The organism is Azospirillum sp. Marseille-Q6669 (genome assembly GCF_965111635.1).
Window position 1 is genome coordinate 1,129,200 of sequence record NZ_CBCOOP010000001.1, and the last position, 16,077, is coordinate 1,145,276.

The following is a 16,077-nucleotide window of genomic DNA, read 5'->3' on the forward strand; positions in this document are numbered from 1 at the left end:
GCCACAAATAAGAGTCGATCACGGCGTCTGCACCGTGAACTGCCCTGGCAACGTAATCTGGATCACCCCTCCCCAATTGCACATCAACTTGCTGGTGGAGGTCAGGGCTGGCATGTTGCCGACCATCACCGTGGGCGCGCCGGGCACCCAGGGGGCGACGGTGCAGGGAACGCAGGGCTGCGGCTTGATCACACCCGGCGGCGGCACCGGAATCATCGAGGCGACCACCGGGTTGGCCGGGCTGGTGCACACGCCGAAGGGCGGAATGTTCATAATCGGCTTGTTGTCCATGATGTTCGCCATCGGCGGACCGCCGGCCATCGTCCGGTTCAGCGGCAGCACCACCAGGGCGGACGGCGCCGCCCCGAAGCTGCAGGTCATCATGGCTCCCGCGCACACCGCCTGACTCATCCCGTCTCTCCATACCGAAACGCCCAGGCGAAGAGTGGGCGCCTCCGCCGTCCCGCGGCAAGCGGTCCCTGGACCGGATTGGTCCGAATTCGCTTCAACCCGGCGGAGACGGGCCGAAGCCGTCGAACAGGCCCGGCTCCGCCTCGGTCTCCGGGTCGAGCAGGTCGGTGCAGCCGACGCCGATCAGGCGGATCGACCGCCCGTCCGGCTCGGCATCCAGCATCTCGCAGCCGGTCTGCCAAATCAGCCCCGCCGACCGCGCGGGCGGATCGACGCGGCGGGAGCGGGAGATCGTCTGGAAATCGGCGGTCTTCATCTTCAGCACCACGCTACGCCCCCGCAAGCCCGCGGCGGACAGGCGGCGCGCCACCGTCTCGGCCAGCGGCAGCAGCGCGTCCTTCAGTGCCGCCTTGTCGGCGGTCTCCCAGTCGAAGGTCGTCTCGGCTGAGATGCTCTTGCTCGGCGTCTCCGGTTCCACCCTCCGGTCGTCCTGGCCGCGGGCGAAGCGGTGCAGCAGGCGGCCCATCTTGCCGTGGCGGCGCACCAGATCGATCTCCGACCAGCCGCGCAGGTCGCCGACCGTGCGGATGCCGTCCGACTGCAGCTTGCGCTGGAGCACCGGCCCGACCCCCCACAGGATCGACACCGGCTTCGGCGCCAGGAAGTCCAGCGCCTGCCCCCGCCCGATCACCGAGAAGCCACGCGGCTTTTCAAGGTCGGAGGCGATCTTGGCGAACAGCTTGTTGTAGCTGAGCCCGACCGAGGCGGTGATGCCCAGCTGGTTCTCGAAGCGGCGGACCAGCTCGGCCAGCGCCTGGGCCGGGCTGATGCTCAGCCGTTCCGCCACGCCCGACAGGTCGAGGAAGGCCTCGTCGATGGACAGCGGCTCGACCAGCGGGGTGAAGGCGTGCATCAGCTCCCGAGCCTGCCGGCCCACCGCCTTGTACTTCGCCATGTCGGGCCGCAGCACCACGGCGTCCGGGCAGGCCTCCAGCGCCTGCCACATCGGCATGGCCGAGCGCACCCCCGCCATCCGCGCGATGTAGCAGCAGGCGGCCACCACCCCGCGCCGGTCGCCGCCGATGATCAGCGGGCGGCTGACCAGCTCGGGCCGGTCACGCTTCTCCACCGTGGCGTAGAAGGCGTCGCAGTCGATGTGGCCGATGGCGAGGCCGTGCAGCTCCTCATGCCGGACCAGCCGCCGGCCGCCGCATTTCGGGCAGCGCGGCTCGCTCCCGCGGAGGGCCGCCGCGCAGTCACGGCACAGGACCTTGCAATCGTCGAACACAGCCATGGCCGCAGTCTAGCAGCAGCGCGCCCGCGGCGGGAAAGGAATGTTCCCGTCCCGTTCCAGTTTTCCGCTCAGAAGCGGAAACCCCGGTTGAGCAGCCAGCCGAGCGGACCGGTAAAGACCAGGGGCTGGTCCTGCACCAGCAGGCACAGGCATTCCCCGTCCGCGTCGGCCACGGCGTGGTGCGGCGTGCCGGTGTCGTAGGACGCCACGTCGCCGACCCGATAGGCCCCGAACTCGTCGGAGAAGCCGCCGTTCATCACCAGCAGCATCTCGCTGTCGGTGTGGCGGTGGGCCGGCACCCGGGACCCCGGCGCCATGCGCAGCAGGCAGGCCGAGGCGGTTCCGGCGCTGACGCCCCAGGCCGACAGATGGACGCCCGGAACGATGCGCACCCATTCCAGCGCCTCCGGCTCCGCCCCAATGGCGCGGCGCAGCGGGCCGGGAAACAGGCTCTTTCCGGCCGGCGTGGGAACGGGCGCCGGCGCGGCGGCCGTCGCGTCGAGCCGGGTCATCAGGGTGCCGAACAGCGAATCGGACACCGGCTCCGGCGGCAGATCCGCCAGCAGGACGCCGCCGCAGGCTTCCAGCTCCGCGACCTGCGCCCGGCAGTCCGGGCAATAGGCGAGATGCGCGGCGACCAGCAGCGACTGCACCTCGCGCAGGCTGCCAGCGGCGTAGTCGAGAAGCAGTTCGGGGGCGGGATGATGGGCCGGCACGGTCACGCCCCCTCCCCGAAAGCCCGGCGCAGGCGAACGAGGGCCAGCCGCAAGCGGGTCTTCACGGTTCCCAGCGGGATGCCGCGTTCGGCGGAGATTTCCGCATGAACCTTGTCCTCGTAATAGGCGAGCCGCAGCACGTCGGCCTGCTCCGGCGGCAGGTTGCCGATCACCGCGCGCAGACGGAAGGCCGTCTCGGCCGCTTCGAACTGGTGGTCGGGCGTGGGCTCCTCCCCCCCGTCCTGCATCAGGTCGTCGGGCTGAAGCTCGGGCCGCCGCTCTTGCCGGACGCGGTCGATCCGGCGGTTGCGAGCGATGGTGTAGATCCAGGTGGAGGCGCTGGCCAGCGCCGGGTCGAAGCGGTCCGCCCGCAGCCACACCGCCATCATGACGTCCTGGACCAGCTCCTCAGCAGCACTGCTGTCGGCGCCCAGCCGGCGCATGTAGGCTTTGATGCGCGGCGCGAAATGGTCGAACAGCGCGCGGAAGGCGGTGGAATCGCGGTTGCGCGCGACGGCAAGCAGCAATTGCTCGTGGTCCGGCATGGTCGGGTCGTTCGAATCGGCCTTCGGCAGCATGCCAGGGACAAGTCTTCGGTCGGTCTCGGTCTTGCCGCACCATACAACAGCGTGTGTCGCGGCACACGGCGTAATTCGGCATAGGATCAGCGTCGTGCGTAGGGGCGGGGCATCCCCCAACTGGATTCCCTGGTATGGTGCCCCCACTTGATGCTAGGTCCGCGACGCCCTCCACCAAGCCCCTCATCAAGAAGGAAGAAGGCATGAGCCTCGAACCGAACTTCGAACATCTGCGGGCCAGGGCCGTGGAGTCGCTGTTCCAGCATCTGGCGGACGCCTGCGTCGGGCTGATCGTCGTCGACCGGGACGCGCGGATCGCCTGGATCGGCGACCGTTATCTGGAGTTGCTGGGCTATTCCGGCAACCCCGAGGACGCGCTGGGCCGCCCGGTGGAGGATGTCATTCCCAACAGCCAGATGCGCCATGTGGTGGAGAGCGGGCAGACCATGCTGCTCGACCTGATGGACATCAAGGAGCGGACCATCGTGGTCACCCGCCTGCCGCTGCGCGACGAGGACGGGACGCTGATCGGCGCCATCGGCTTCGCGCTGTTCGACCGGGCCGACCGGCTGCGCCCGCTGATGTCGAAGTACCAGAAGCTCCAGGAGGAGCTGACCCGCGCCCGGCAGGAACTGGCGCAGGAGCGGCGCGCGAAATATTCCCTGTCGCAGATGATCGGCAACAGCGATTCCATGCGCGAGGTGAAGCGCTTGGCCCGCCGCGCCGCGCAGCTCGACAGCACCGTCCTGCTGCTGGGCGAGACCGGCACCGGCAAGGAGCTGCTGGCCCACGGCATCCACGCCGCCAGCCCGCGCGCCAACGCACCTTTCGTCGGGGTGAACGTCGCGGCGATCCCGGAGAACCTTCTGGAATCGGAGCTGTTCGGCGTCGCCCCCGGCGCCTACACCGGCGCCGACCGCAAGATGCGCGAGGGCAAGTTCCAGCTCGCCGACGGCGGCACCCTGTTCCTCGACGAGATCGGCGACATGCCGCTGCCGCTCCAGGCCAAGCTGCTGCGTGTGCTGCAGGAGCGGGAGTTCGAGGCGGTTGGATCGAACAAGGTGGTGCGCGTCGATCTGCGCGTCATCGCGGCGACCAGCCGCGACCTCGACGCCCTGGTCCGCGAGCGACAGTTCCGCGCCGACCTCTATTACCGTTTGAACGTGGTTCCGATCACCCTGCCGCCGTTGCGCGACCGGACGGAGGACATCGGCAGCATCGCCGACCGCATCCTCGACGAGTTGGCCTTCACGACCGCCGCCCCGTCGCGGGAGCTGACCGCCGGGGCGATCGCCGTGCTGGAGGATTACGACTGGCCGGGCAATGTGCGGGAGTTGCGCAACGTGCTGGAACGGGTGTCGGCCATGACCGACGACGCGGTCCTGACCGCCGAGCACATCCGCGGCGCCCTGCCGCGCGCGGCGGGTCCCGCCGGTTCGGGCGAGCGGCTGGCGGAGGGTGGCGACCGTCCCTTGAGCGACGTGCTGAAGGACACGGAGCGTGCGGCCATCGTCGGCGCCCTGTCGCGCACCGGCGGGGTGAAGGCGAAGGCCGCCAAGCTTCTGGGGATTTCGCGCGCCTCGCTCTACGAGCGGATGCAGGCGCTGGGGATCAAGGAGGACACACAGGGGACGGTGTAGAAGCCCTTCTCCCCTCAGGGGAGAAGGGTATGGGATGAGGGGCAGCCGCAAGGCCGGAAACGCACTGCAACGAGGCTGCGTTTCCGCCCTTCGGGCGCCCCTTCACCCTAATCCTCTCCCCGGAGGGGAGAGGGGACTTTCAGGCACTCAATGCGCGCCGTGGAAGGTGCGGCTGATGACGTCCATCTGCTGCTCGCGGGTCAGCTTGATGAAGTTCACCGCGTAACCGGACACCCGGATGGTCAGCTGCGGGTACAGCTCCGGATGGTCCATGGCGTGCAGCAGCGTCTCACGGTCGAAGACGTTCACGTTGATGTGGTGGCCGCCCTGGCCGAAATAGCCGTCCAGCATGCCCACCAGATTGTCCACCCGCTCACCCTCGGTCGGCCCCAGCGCGCCGGGCACGATGGTGAAGGTGTAGCTGATGCCGTCCTGGGCGTGGGCGTAGGGCAGCTTGGCCACCGACGCCATCGAGGCGACGGCGCCCTTGCGGTCGCGCCCGTGCATCGGGTTGGCTCCCGGCGCGAAGGGCTGGCCGGCCTTGCGCCCGTCCGGCGTGTTGCCGGTCTTCTTGCCGTAGACCACGTTCGAGGTGATCGTCAGCACCGACTGCGTCGGCACCGCGTCGCGGTAGGCCTTCTGCTTGCGCAGCAGACCCATGAAGGTCTCGACCAGCCACACCGCGATCCCGTCCACCCGGTCGTCGTTGTTGCCGAAGGCCGGATAGTCGCCCTCGATGACGAAGTCGGTGGCCAGCCCGCGCTCGTCGCGCACCACCTTCACCGTGGCGTGCTTGATCGCCGACAGGCTGTCCGCGACCACGCTCAGGCCGGCGATGCCGCAGGCCATGGTGCGCAGCACGTCGCGGTCGTGCAGCGCCATCTCCAGCCGCTCGTACATGTACTTGTCATGCATGAAGTGGATGGCGTTGAGCGTGTTCATGTAAGCGCGCGCCAGCCATTCCATCATCGGCAGCAGGCGGGCGACCACCGTGTCGTGGTCGAGCACGTCGCCGGTGATCGGCGCGAAGGCCGGGCCGACCTGCTCGCCCGAGACCTCGTCGCGGCCGCCGTTGATGGCGTAGAGCAGCGTCTTGGCGAGGTTGGCGCGGGCGCCGAAGAACTGCATCTGCTTGCCGATGCGCATGGCCGAGACGCAGCAGGCGATGCCGTAGTCGTCGCCCCAGTAAGGCCGCATCAGGTCGTCGTTCTCGTACTGCACCGAGCAGGTCTTGATCGACGTTTCGGCGCAGAATTTCTTGAAGCCCTCCGGCAGGCTTTCCGACCACAGCACGGTCAGGTTCGGTTCCGGCGCCGGACCCAAATTCTGGAGCGTATGGAGCATGCGGAAGCTGCCCTTGGTCACCAGCGTGCGCCCGTCGAGCGCCATGCCGCCAATGCACTCCGTCACCCAGGTCGGATCACCGGAGAAGAGCTGGTCATATTCCGGCGTCCGCAGGAAACGCACCATGCGCAGCTTGATGACGAACTGGTCGATCAGTTCCTGAGCGCCCGCCTCGTCCAGGCGGCCTTCGCGCAGGTCGCGCTCGATGTAGACGTCGAGGAAGCTCGACACGCGGCCGAGCGACATGGCCGCTCCGTTGGCCTCCTTCACCGCTGCCAGATAGGCGAGGTAGGTCCACTGCACCGCCTCGAAGGCGTTGGTCGCCGGGCGCGACACGTCGAAGCCGTAGGACGCCGCCATCGTCACGAGGTCGCGAAGCGCGCGGATCTGCTCGGTGATCTCCTCGCGCAGGCGCAGCGTGTGCTCGTCGATGCGGTCGACCTCCAGGCTCTTGTACTGGGCCTTCTTGTCCTCGATCAGGAAGGTCGCGCCGTAGAGCGCCAGCCGGCGGTAATCGCCGATGATGCGTCCACGGCCGTAGGCATCCGGCAGGCCGGTGATGACGCCCGACTTGCGGCAGCGCAGCATCTCGTCGGTGTAAACATCGAAGACGCCGTCGTTGTGCGTCTTGCGCAGCGCCGGGAACACGTCGTCCAGCTTGGGCGAGGGCTTGAAGCCGTAGGCTTCCAGGCCCGTCTTGACCATCCGCCAGCCGCCGAAGGGCATGATCGACCGCTTCAGCGGCTTGTCCGTCTGAAGCCCGACGATGACCTCAAGCTCCCGGTCGATGTAGCCGGGGGCGTGGCTGACGATGGAGGACACCAGTTCCGTGTCGGCGTCGAGAACGCCGCCCTTGGCCGCGCGCTCCTCTTTCAGGAGATCGCGCACCTTGTTCCACAGCGACAGGGTGCGGTCGCTGGCCGGGGAGAGGAAACTGCCGTCGCCGCCGTAGGGGCGGACGTTCTTCACGATGAAATCGCGCAGATCGACCGTGGTCCGCCAGGAACCGGGCGCAAAACCGCGCCAGGGGTTCGGCGTCTCGGCTTCGGCAACGGGGATTTTCGGTTCGAACATCAGGGAATCCATGACGCGCCTCTGTTGGTCTGCGGCGGTCCCTGCCCTCCCCGGCGGGGGCCGCGCCACGTTGCGCGGCGCCGGACCGGACGGACCCGCCCGACCAAGCATCGCGCTTGCCCGATCAGTAGGCGCCCAAAGCTCCCCAGCCTCATTGATCCCAATCAATCAATCCCTGCGAAATACGCAGGGCACCGTCCAAGGTAGGTCCTGTCATAAAAGCAGAAGAAACCTGCCGCTTTTGCGTCGCAGCAATTGAGACAATCCATCGGAGATCGAATATTTTCATTTGGATCGCCCGTTTTAAAACAGACGGCCGGGATCAGCGCAGCGCACTTGCGATATCTTGCGCCAAGCGGGCCAGCGTGCGGCTGAGGGCGTCGGCGACGGCACCAGGATCGCCGGCCGCGCTCACCGGTTCCTGCGCCGCGGTGTGGCCCAGACGGCGCAGCCGGTCGCCGCCCTGGTCGAAGACACGCCAGCGCGCCTCCAGAACCGCCGGCCCGTCCTCCGCCGCGTCGAAGCGGTCCAGCGTCACCTCCACCACCTGGGACAGCGGGAAGTCGCGCTGAAGCGGCAGGCCCACCACCTCCGCACCCGGCAGGCCCTTCTCCAGATTCCGCAGCAGCGTGCGGGTCACCATCTCGTCGAGAGGGCCGCCCCAGCGGTCGAACTCCATGACGACCAGCCGGTTGCCCGGCGCCCGCATCACCAGCTCGGAGCGGTCGAGATAGCCGGGGACCTTCACGTCCTCCAGCCCGATCACGCGCCGTTGCGTCTCGCTTCCCCGCAACGGGGCGGCGCTCGGCGGGGCGGCGTCCGGCGTGACGGCGTCCAGATGGTAGAAGCGGCTGGGCTGCGTGCTGCAGGCGGCCAGCAAAACCACGGCGGAAGCGCACAGCAGAAGGCGATTAGCGTGGCGGCGGATGTGAACAATCGGAGCCATGGGAATCCTCAACCGCGTTTGCCCCGGATCAGGGCTTCGGGATGGCGTTCGAGATAGTCGGTCAGGCCGCGGATGGAGCGGGCCGCGGCGGTCAGTTCGCGCACCAGCCCCTGCAGGTCGCTGACCGCGGGGCGGGACGAGTTGACCAGCCCGTCCGCGCTGCTGAGCGTCTTCTCGGCCTGCCGGACCAGCTTGGAGGTGTTTTCCGCGACGTCGCGCAGGGCGCGGATGGTCGGCTCGCCCTCGCTGCCCAGCGCCTGCGTCGTCTTTTCCAGTTCGGCGAGCGACCGGCTGAGCGAGCCGATGGCCTGCGCGATCTCCGGCGAGCCGATCAGGGCGCCGGCCTTCTGGATGGTCGAGCGCAGTTCCACGACTGTTTCGGCGATGGGCGCGCGGGCCAGCTCGTTCATCAGGTCGGTGGCGGTCTTGGTCGCGGTGTCGAGCACGTTCGGCTGGGAGGGCAGTTCCGGGTAGGGACCACCGCGGACCAGTGTTTCCTTCGGTGCGTCCGGGAACAGGTCGAGCGTCACGATCAGTTCGCCGGTCAGCAGGTTGCCGGTGCGCAACTGCGCCCGCAGCCCCTGCTCCACCAGCGCCTTCATGCGGGCATATGCAGTCTCGGTGTCGTGCGCCGCCGGCAGATCGCTGCCCAGCCGTTCCGGCTCGATGTTCAGGGTCACCGGGATGCGGGCTTCGCCGGTGACCGGGTCCACGTCGAGGCGGATGTCGGTCACCTCGCCCACCCGGATGCCGCGGAACTCCACCGCGGACCCCGGATGCAACCCGCGCACCGACCCGTCGAAATGCACCAGGAAGGGCACCCGCCGGGTGAAGCGGGCGTCGCTGGCAGCGTTCCGGCTCTCATAGAGTGGGAAGTCCGTGCCCTCCGCCGCGATCTCGCCACTGTCGCCGGGGCCGCCGAGACCGGGAGTCTCGAAGGACACGCCGCCGGTCGCCAGCGATTGCAGCGATTCCAACGCCACCGTCGGCCCTTCCGGCCCGATGGACACCGACAGGCCGCTGGCGTTCCAGAAGCGGGTGTTGGGCCGGACGATCCGGTCGTAGGGCGCATGGATGAAGACCGGTATGGTCAGCGACTGCCAGTCCTGGGAGAATTCGTAACCGACCACCTCGCCGACCTGGATGCCGCGGTAGTAGATCGGCGCCCCCGGCCCCAGCCCGCCCAGCCGGTCGGCGCGCAGCGCGAAGCGCCGGCCCGGAGAGCTGGAGCGGATCAGCGGCGGCTCCTCCAGGCCCCGGAAGGCGGTCAGCGCCTCGCCGTTGCCGGTCCCCGGGTCCATGCCGATGTAGGCGCCCGAGATCAGCGTGCCGAGGCCCGACACACCACCGAAGCCCAGCCGCGGCTTGACCACCCAGAAGCTCGTCCGGTCGTTGAGATAGGAGGCGGCGCCCTTCACCATGCGCACGGAGACGATGACGTTCGCCAGGTCGGGCGAGACTGCCACCCCCTGGACCGTTCCGACATCAACGTCGCGGTAGCGCACGCGGGTCTTGCCGGGCTCCAGCCCCTCCGCCGTGTCGAAGGTGATGGTGATGGTCGGGCCGCGCTCGTTCAGCGTCCTCCAGGCCAGCCAGCCGCCGACCAGCGCGGCGACCAGCGGCACCAGCCAGATCAGCGGCAGGCCGCGGCGGCGGCGGATCACCGGGCTGGCCGGCTCCACCGTGGGCTTCGGATCAGTCATGGGCATCAATCATAGAGGAATCCTGCCGCTGCGCCCGCCGGGGCGGCGCATCCCAGATCAGCCGAGGGTCGAAGGAGTCCGACGCCAGCATGGTGATGATGACGACCGCGGCGAAGGCGACGGCACCCAGCTCCGCGTGGATGGTGGCGATGGCGCCCAATTGGACCAAGGCCGCCAGAAGCGAGATCATGAAGATGTCCACCATGGACCAGCGCCCGACCCCCTCGATCAACCGGTAGAGCCGCGTGCGGTCGCGTTGCCGCTTCGGCGACCCCCGCTGCACCGTCCACAGCAGATAGGCCAGCCCGATCAACTTCAGCACCGGCACGGTGATGCTGGCGAAGAAGACCAGCAGGGCCACCGGCCACATCTCCGCCGCGATCAGCGCCTCCACACCGGACAGGATGGTGTCGGGCTGGCCGGCGCCGAAATAGACCACCGTCATGATCGGCAGCAGATTCGCCGGAATGTAGAGGATTGTCGCCGCGGAGATCAGCGCCCAGCCGCGCGGCAGGCTGTTCGGCTTGCGGTGGTGCAACCGGGCGCCGCAGCGCGGGCAGGCGCCCTCCGACCCGCCGCCCTCCGGGCCGGCGACCACCTGATGGCAGTCGTGGCAGGCGGTCAGCTGCTCCGGATCGGCGTTGGCGGCTTGTGCGACACGGGTCTGCGGGGCGATCCGCTCCCACACCTCGAAGGGGCTGAGCGACGCCTCCCCCCACACCTGCACCAGGATGAAGGCGACCAAGGCGGCCAGCGACGCCCCCGGCTCCAACTCCGCCAGATCGGACAGCTTCACATAGGCGACGATCAGGCCGAGCAGGAAGACCTCCGCCATCGCCCAGCGGCGCAGCCGCGCCACGGTCCGGAAGGTCCAGGCCGCGCCCGGCGCCGCCGTCCGCCCCGCGGCGAGCGGCATCACGACGTAGAGCGTGCCGAGCACCTGCGCCAGTGGCGCCAGGAACAGCACGAAGAAGACCAGGACGCCCAGCACCTCGTAGCCGCCGTCCCACAGCGCCACCGAGCCGCTGAGCAGGGTCGCCGTCTGAGCCCGCCCCTCCAGCTCGAAGGTCAGGATTGGGAACAGATTGGCGGTGACGAACAGGATCGTCGAGGCGATGGCGAGGGCCACCGCGTGCCCCAGCCCGCCGGTCCGGAAATGGCGCAGCACCGCCCCGCAGCGGTGGCATTCCGCACGATGGCCGGGCAAGGCCGGCGGCAGGGCGTGCGGCGCGCCGCAGTCGTGACAGAGCAGGATCGGTTGGTCCGGTGAGGTCATAGCGTTGGCTTAACATTTCCCACGGGCGAAAGGTCCGCCGATTGCGGGGTGCGCCGGTGGGGGAGCGCCGAGCGGGGCAGACCGCAAGCCCTGGATGAAAAAAGCCCTTCCCCCATGGATGGGGAAAGGGCTTCAGCCTTGCGGAAGATAGATTTCGGTCAGACGAAAAGATTGAAGCTGCCCATCAGCTTCTGCGTGCCGGTCTGGCCGGTAGGGATGGAATTCAGGCTCGACGCCGCCTGGCTCAGTCCATCCAGCATGGCCTGCTGGCCGGTGGACAGGTTGAACGGGCTCTCACCCTTCTTCGGCGCCTTGGCGACCGTGTCGTAATCCTGGGTGTATTTGCCCATGCTGAGCTGGATGGCGTAGTTCTTGGCGTCCTTGGGCGACTGGCCCTTCTCGCGCGTCAGGCGCAGGGTGTAGTCGCCGCGGTCGAGTTCGTACTCGCCCTGCATCATGCTCTTGAAAGCGTCGTAGTTCTTTCCGGCGCTCTTGTCGCTGTCGGCCAGAACCGTGCCGAATTTGGACATCACCTGGACGCGCAGCCCCTCGTCGCCGACCTGCCCCAGCGTCATTTCGCCTTTGGTCGTCACGCGGAACTTGTAAAAGTCGACGGGATCGTCGGCGCCCAGCGCACCGACCACGTTCAGGCGGGTCACGTTCTTGGCGAGAACGCCCATGTCCGTGGCGAAGCCGGGGGTGTTGACGGAGGATTTGCGGACGTCCTTGCGGAATTCCTGCACGTTCGCGGCGGCAGCGGCTTCGGCCTCCCGCTGCGCGTTCATGCGCTCCACAGCAGCGGACACGGACTTGTTGAGGTCCGAGACCATCTGGTTGACGCCGGCCATTCCGTCAGACATGGCACCTTCTCCCATCAGGCGCGCTCCCCAAACGGAGAAGCGCGAATGGATCGCTGGATCCTCACTTTACTGCAAAGCACGTAAAGTTGCGAATTGTTTTTCGCCGAAATTTCAGATAGGGCGTCGGGCGAGTTGTGCGGCCATCCGGTTCAGCACGCCAGGGAGGCCCTCCCCAGCCCGTGGCTGGAACAGGCGCTGCGCCGGAAACCAGGGGCGCACCGCAGTGCCGAGCTGGGTCCAGTCCCGCCCGCCAAAGCGCCAGACCGGCACACCGAGCGCCGCCGCCAGTTCCCCAACCGCCATGGCCGGCGCGATCACCAGATCCAGGTTCGCCATCAGCGCCGCCGTCCCATCGAAGTCATCGGTCAGGTCGAGATCGTCCCAACGATGGATGGCGACGCCGAACCGGTCCTCCGCCGCAACCCGCTCGGCCTCGCACACGCCATACTGGAGGTTGACGAAGACCAAACCCGGCACGGCGAACAGCGCCCCCCACTGGTCGAGCCGGCTGTAGGCGGCACGGCGCGATTCAGTCATCAGCGCGCTGCGCCAGCCGATCCCCACACGAAGGCCGGGGCCGAGCGCAGCGACACGGTCACGCCAGAACGCCACCCGAACCGGGTCGGGGACCAGCCAGCCGCCAGCAGCACTGGCGAAGGCGGACAGGTCGCGGCGAAAGACCCGCGCCAGGGAACCGATGGGCGTGTGCAGGTCGCAATCGGGCACGGTGCCCGCGTCGCTCCGTTGGGGACGGACCAGCGCGGCGGGGAAGGAGCGGGCGAACAGGGGCACCAGCCGCCGGTCGGTTTCGATCACCACGGAACGGGCACGGGCGATGGCCTCCGCGCAGAGGGAGGAGAACAGGATGGTGTCGCCCACCCCTTGCTCGCCCCAGATCAGCAGGCGCTTGCCCGCCAGATCCTCGCCACGCCACGCCAGCATCCGCAGCTGACGCGCCCCACCCGCCTGACCGGACGCGAAGCGCCAGCCATAGCCGGCCCAACCCTCCTCCAGCGCGCCGCGCTCCAGCCGCAGCAGGCCGCGGTTGAACTGGGCCAGCGGCAAGTCGGGACTTACGCGGAGCGCCCGCCCATACAGACGGTCCGCCAGCCCCCCGTCGCCCAGACGCTGCACCGCCAGACCGAGATTGCAGAGTGCCGCCGCATAGCCGGGTTCGAGCGCCAGGGCGCGGCGGAACCAGCGGGCCGCTTCCGCGTGGCGGAGCCGCGCCTGCAGCGCGTGGCCGAAATTGTTGTTGGCCTGCGGTTCGTCCGGCATCAGCCGCAGGGCGCGGCGGTGTGCCCGCTCGGCCTCGTCCAGCCGTTCCGCGTCGCGCAGCCCGCCGCCGAGGTTGGACAGCCCCTCCGGCAAGGCCGGGTCGAGCAGGACGGCGCGTTGCCACCCCGCCAGGGCCGCCGCCGCACGGCCTTGCCGGCTCAGCGCGTTGGCCAGATTGTTCCAGATCGGTGCGTGGTCGGCGCCACGGGCCAGAGCGGCGCGGTGGCAGGCTTCGGCCTCCGCGAAACGGCCCTGCCCGGCGCGCAGCGTGCCCAGGCTGTCGGCCGCGTCCACGCATGCGGGATCAAGAGCGAAGGCCGCCTCGAAGCATGTGGCGGCCCCGTCAGTCTGTCCGAGATCGCGCAGCACCAGCCCGAAGCCGTAGAGAAGCGCCGGGTTGCGGCGGTCCAGCCGCAAGGCGTCGGTGTAGGCGGTCACCGCCTCGGCCAGCCGTCCCTGCGCGTGATGGCGGGCGGCCGATGCCGTCAGGGAGGACAGGTCATCGCGGGAAGGGGCGTCGGGACTCATCCCGGCAGAGTGGCCCGCGGAACCGGAGCGGCGCAAGCGCCGTCCGGCCCCGCGGTGGCGGTTGCTCAGTCCTCGCCGTCCTGCAGCGCCGGGGGACGCGGGGCGGCGTTCACCGGAGCGGCGAGCTGGGCGTCGACCACCGCCACCGCTGTCATGTTGACCAGACCGCGCGTCGTCACCGACGGGGTGACGATGTGCACGGGGCGAGCGGCGCCCAGCAGCATCGGCCCGACATTCTGCGCGTCGGCCATGATCTTCAGCATGTTGAAGGCGATGTTGGCGGCGTCCAGAGTCGGCATCACCAGCAGGTTCGCCTCGCCCTTCAGGCGGCTGTCGGGCAGAACGCCCTTACGCAGCACCTCCGACAGGGCGGCGTCGGCGTGCATCTCGCCGTCCACCTCCAGGTCGGGATTCTCCTCCGCGATGAGCTGGTAGGCCAGCCGCATCTTGCGGGCCGACGGGGTGTCGGCGCTGCCGAAGTTGGAGTGGGAGAGCAGCGCCACCTTCGGCTCGATGCCGAAGCGCTTCACCTCCTCCGCCGCCAGCCGGGCGATCTCGGCCACCTGCTCGGCGGTCGGGTCGGGGTTGACGTAGGTGTCGCAGATGAAGTGCGTGCCCTTCTGCGAGATCAGGCCGTTCATCGCGCCGGCGACCTTCACGCCCTTGCGCAGGCCGATCACGTCCATGACGTGGTTGAAATGGTCGCCGTAGCGGCCCGAGGTGCCGCAGACCATGCCGTCGGCCTCGCCCCGGCGGACCATCAGCGCGCCGAAGACGCTCGGCTGGGTGCGCACGACGTTCAGCGCGTTGGCCGGCGACACGCCGCGGCGGCCCATGAGCTGCCGGTAGACCTCGGCGTAGTTGTGGCAGCGCAGGTCACGGGCGGCCTCGATCACCTCCACGTCCTTGCCGATGCGGATGCGCAGGCCCATGTCGGCGATCGTCCGCTCGATCACGTCGGCGCGGCCGAGCAGGACCGGATGGGCGATGCCGTCGTCCACCACCACCTGGGCGCAGCGCAGGACGCGCGGCTCCTCGCCCTCCGCGTAGACGATGCGCTTGGGCGCCGCCTTCGCCTTGGTGATGACCGGCTTCATGACGAGGCCGGAGCGGAAGACATACTGGCCGAGGCTGTCGCGGTAGGCGCGGAAGTCGACGATCGGCCGCGTCGCCACGCCCGACTCCATGGCGGCCTTGGCGACCGCCGAGGACACCTCGATCACCAGACGCGGGTCGAAGGGCTTGGGCAGGATGTAGTCCGGCCCGAAGCGCAGGTTCTCGCCGACATAGGCGGCGGCCACCACGTCCGACGGCTCGGCCTGGGCGAGGCTGGCCATGGCGTGGGTGGCGGCGATCTTCATCTCCTCGTTCACCGTCGTCGCGCCGACGTCGAGCGCGCCGCGGAAGATGAAGGGGAAGCAGAGGACGTTGTTGACCTGGTTGGGGAAGTCCGAGCGGCCGGTGGCGATGATGGCGTCGGGCCGGGCCTGCCGGGCGAGGTCCGGCATGATCTCCGGCTCCGGGTTGGCCAGAGCCAGCACCAGCGGCTTGTCGGCCATGCGGGCCAGCATCTCCGGCTTCAGCACCTTGGCGCCCGACAGGCCGAGGAAGATGTCCGCCCCGTCGATGATGTCGTTCAGCACGCGGGCGTCGGTGTCCTGCGCGTAGGCGTCCTTGTAGGGGTTCATCTCCTCGTTGCGGCCCTTGTGGACCACGCCGATGCGGTCGACCAGCCAGACATTCTCGCGCTTGACGCCCAGGCTGAGCATCAGGTCCAGGCAGGCGATGCCCGCGGCGCCGCCGCCGGTGGAGACGACCTTGACGGTGGAGATGTCCTTGCCGACCAGCTTCAGCCCGTTCAGCACCGCCGCACCCACCACGATGGCGGTGCCGTGCTGGTCGTCGTGGAAGACCGGGATCTTCATTCGCTCGCGGCAGCGGCGCTCCACCTCGAAACAGGCGGGGGCGGCGATATCTTCCAGGTTGATGGCGCCGAAGGTCGGCTCCAGCCGGACGATGGTGTCGACCAGACCGTCGACGTCCTTCTCGTTCAGCTCCAGGTCGAAGCAGTCGATGCCGGCGAACTTCTTGAAGAGGACGGCCTTGCCCTCCATGACCGGCTTGGCGGCCATCGGACCGATGTCGCCCAGGCCCAGAACCGCCGTGCCGTTGGTGATGACCGCCACGAGATTGGCGCGGGCCGTCAGCTCCGCGGCCTGGGCCGGGTCGGCGGCGATGGCGCTGGACGCCGCGGCCACGCCCGGCGAATAGGCCAGCGCGAGGTCGCGCTGGTTCGCCATGGGCTTGGTGGCGACGATCGCCAACTTACCGGGCTTCGGATTCCGGTGGTACTCAAGCGCCATCGCGTCGAAGTCGCCGGACATACGTCCTCTCCCCTTTTAACTTGATTTCAGTTAATTTGCCGAACG

General features: G+C 68.8%; 12 protein-coding genes. 1 reads left to right on the forward strand and 11 read right to left on the reverse strand.

Annotated features, from left to right (window positions below):
• Positions 1-18: 18 nt before the first annotated feature.
• From ACWPXE_RS04855 to ACWPXE_RS04870, 4 genes are all read right to left on the reverse strand, one after another.
• Positions 19-411 carry a DUF4280 domain-containing protein gene (locus ACWPXE_RS04855; RefSeq protein WP_137104949.1) on the reverse strand — a complete coding sequence of 131 codons (393 nt, stop codon included), beginning with the start codon at positions 409-411 and terminating at the stop codon, positions 19-21.
• 94 nt (positions 412-505) lie between these two features.
• Complete coding sequence (locus ACWPXE_RS04860) at positions 506-1,705, reverse strand: DNA polymerase IV (RefSeq protein ID WP_454016906.1); 1,200 nt, start codon at positions 1,703-1,705, stop codon at positions 506-508.
• Positions 1,706-1,773: 68 nt separating this feature from the next.
• Positions 1,774-2,427, reverse strand: coding sequence for a ChrR family anti-sigma-E factor (locus tag ACWPXE_RS04865; protein ID WP_454016907.1), 654 nt, complete (start codon positions 2,425-2,427; stop codon positions 1,774-1,776).
• Complete coding sequence (locus ACWPXE_RS04870) at positions 2,424-2,999, reverse strand: sigma-70 family RNA polymerase sigma factor (RefSeq protein WP_454016908.1); 576 nt, start codon at positions 2,997-2,999, stop codon at positions 2,424-2,426. The genes ACWPXE_RS04865 and ACWPXE_RS04870 overlap by 4 nt, the downstream gene beginning before the upstream one ends.
• 203 nt (positions 3,000-3,202) lie before the next feature.
• Between ACWPXE_RS04870 and ACWPXE_RS04875 the strand changes: the two genes are divergently transcribed.
• Positions 3,203-4,639 carry a sigma-54 interaction domain-containing protein gene (locus tag ACWPXE_RS04875; RefSeq protein WP_454016909.1) on the forward strand — a complete coding sequence of 479 codons (1,437 nt, stop codon included), beginning with the start codon at positions 3,203-3,205 and terminating at the stop codon, positions 4,637-4,639.
• A gap of 147 nt (positions 4,640-4,786) precedes the next feature.
• On the opposite strand, the gene pflB is transcribed toward ACWPXE_RS04875, so the two are convergent.
• The 7 genes from pflB to ACWPXE_RS04910 form a co-directional block, all read right to left on the reverse strand.
• A complete protein-coding gene (gene pflB, locus ACWPXE_RS04880) occupies positions 4,787-7,057 on the reverse strand; it encodes a formate C-acetyltransferase (protein ID WP_454016910.1) in 2,271 nt (756 codons plus the stop codon).
• A 322-nt stretch (positions 7,058-7,379) separates the two neighbouring features.
• On the reverse strand, positions 7,380-8,003 hold the full coding sequence (locus ACWPXE_RS04885) for a PqiC family protein (RefSeq protein WP_454016911.1): 624 nt from the start codon (positions 8,001-8,003) through the stop codon (positions 7,380-7,382).
• A gap of 8 nt (positions 8,004-8,011) precedes the next feature.
• Positions 8,012-9,706 (reverse strand): PqiB family protein, encoded by a 1,695-nt coding sequence (locus tag ACWPXE_RS04890; protein WP_237906406.1) that lies wholly within the window; start codon positions 9,704-9,706, stop codon positions 8,012-8,014.
• Positions 9,699-10,982 (reverse strand): paraquat-inducible protein A, encoded by a 1,284-nt coding sequence (locus ACWPXE_RS04895; RefSeq protein WP_454016912.1) that lies wholly within the window; start codon positions 10,980-10,982, stop codon positions 9,699-9,701. Before ACWPXE_RS04895 ends, ACWPXE_RS04890 begins: the two co-directional genes overlap by 8 nt.
• Positions 10,983-11,140: 158 nt before the next feature.
• A complete protein-coding gene (locus tag ACWPXE_RS04900) occupies positions 11,141-11,842 on the reverse strand; it encodes a hypothetical protein (protein ID WP_237906408.1) in 702 nt (233 codons plus the stop codon).
• A 111-nt stretch (positions 11,843-11,953) separates the two neighbouring features.
• The gene (locus tag ACWPXE_RS04905; protein ID WP_454016913.1) at positions 11,954-13,648 is read right to left on the reverse strand and encodes a tetratricopeptide repeat protein; all 1,695 of its coding nucleotides are present in this window, start codon (positions 13,646-13,648) and stop codon (positions 11,954-11,956) included.
• A 65-nt stretch (positions 13,649-13,713) separates the two neighbouring features.
• Positions 13,714-16,032 (reverse strand): NADP-dependent malic enzyme, encoded by a 2,319-nt coding sequence (locus tag ACWPXE_RS04910; protein ID WP_454016914.1) that lies wholly within the window; start codon positions 16,030-16,032, stop codon positions 13,714-13,716.
• Positions 16,033-16,077: the final 45 nt, after the last annotated feature.

Excerpts from the sequence above, each read along its gene's own strand:
- ACWPXE_RS04855 (WP_137104949.1), bottom strand. The coding sequence starts at position 411 with ATGAGTCAGGCGGTGTGCGCGGGAGCCATGATGACCTGCAGCTTCGGG.
- ACWPXE_RS04860 (WP_454016906.1), bottom strand. The coding sequence starts at position 1,705 with ATGGCTGTGTTCGACGATTGCAAGGTCCTGTGCCGTGACTGCGCGGCG.
- ACWPXE_RS04870 (WP_454016908.1), bottom strand. The coding sequence starts at position 2,999 with ATGCTGCCGAAGGCCGATTCGAACGACCCGACCATGCCGGACCACGAG.
- ACWPXE_RS04875 (WP_454016909.1), top strand. The coding sequence starts at position 3,203 with ATGAGCCTCGAACCGAACTTCGAACATCTGCGGGCCAGGGCCGTGGAG.
- pflB (WP_454016910.1), bottom strand. The coding sequence starts at position 7,057 with ATGTTCGAACCGAAAATCCCCGTTGCCGAAGCCGAGACGCCGAACCCC.
- ACWPXE_RS04885 (WP_454016911.1), bottom strand. The coding sequence starts at position 8,003 with ATGGCTCCGATTGTTCACATCCGCCGCCACGCTAATCGCCTTCTGCTG.
- ACWPXE_RS04890 (WP_237906406.1), bottom strand. The coding sequence starts at position 9,706 with ATGACTGATCCGAAGCCCACGGTGGAGCCGGCCAGCCCGGTGATCCGC.
- ACWPXE_RS04895 (WP_454016912.1), bottom strand. The coding sequence starts at position 10,982 with ATGACCTCACCGGACCAACCGATCCTGCTCTGTCACGACTGCGGCGCG.
- ACWPXE_RS04900 (WP_237906408.1), bottom strand. The coding sequence starts at position 11,842 with ATGTCTGACGGAATGGCCGGCGTCAACCAGATGGTCTCGGACCTCAAC.
- ACWPXE_RS04905 (WP_454016913.1), bottom strand. The coding sequence starts at position 13,648 with ATGAGTCCCGACGCCCCTTCCCGCGATGACCTGTCCTCCCTGACGGCA.
- ACWPXE_RS04910 (WP_454016914.1), bottom strand. The coding sequence starts at position 16,032 with ATGTCCGGCGACTTCGACGCGATGGCGCTTGAGTACCACCGGAATCCG.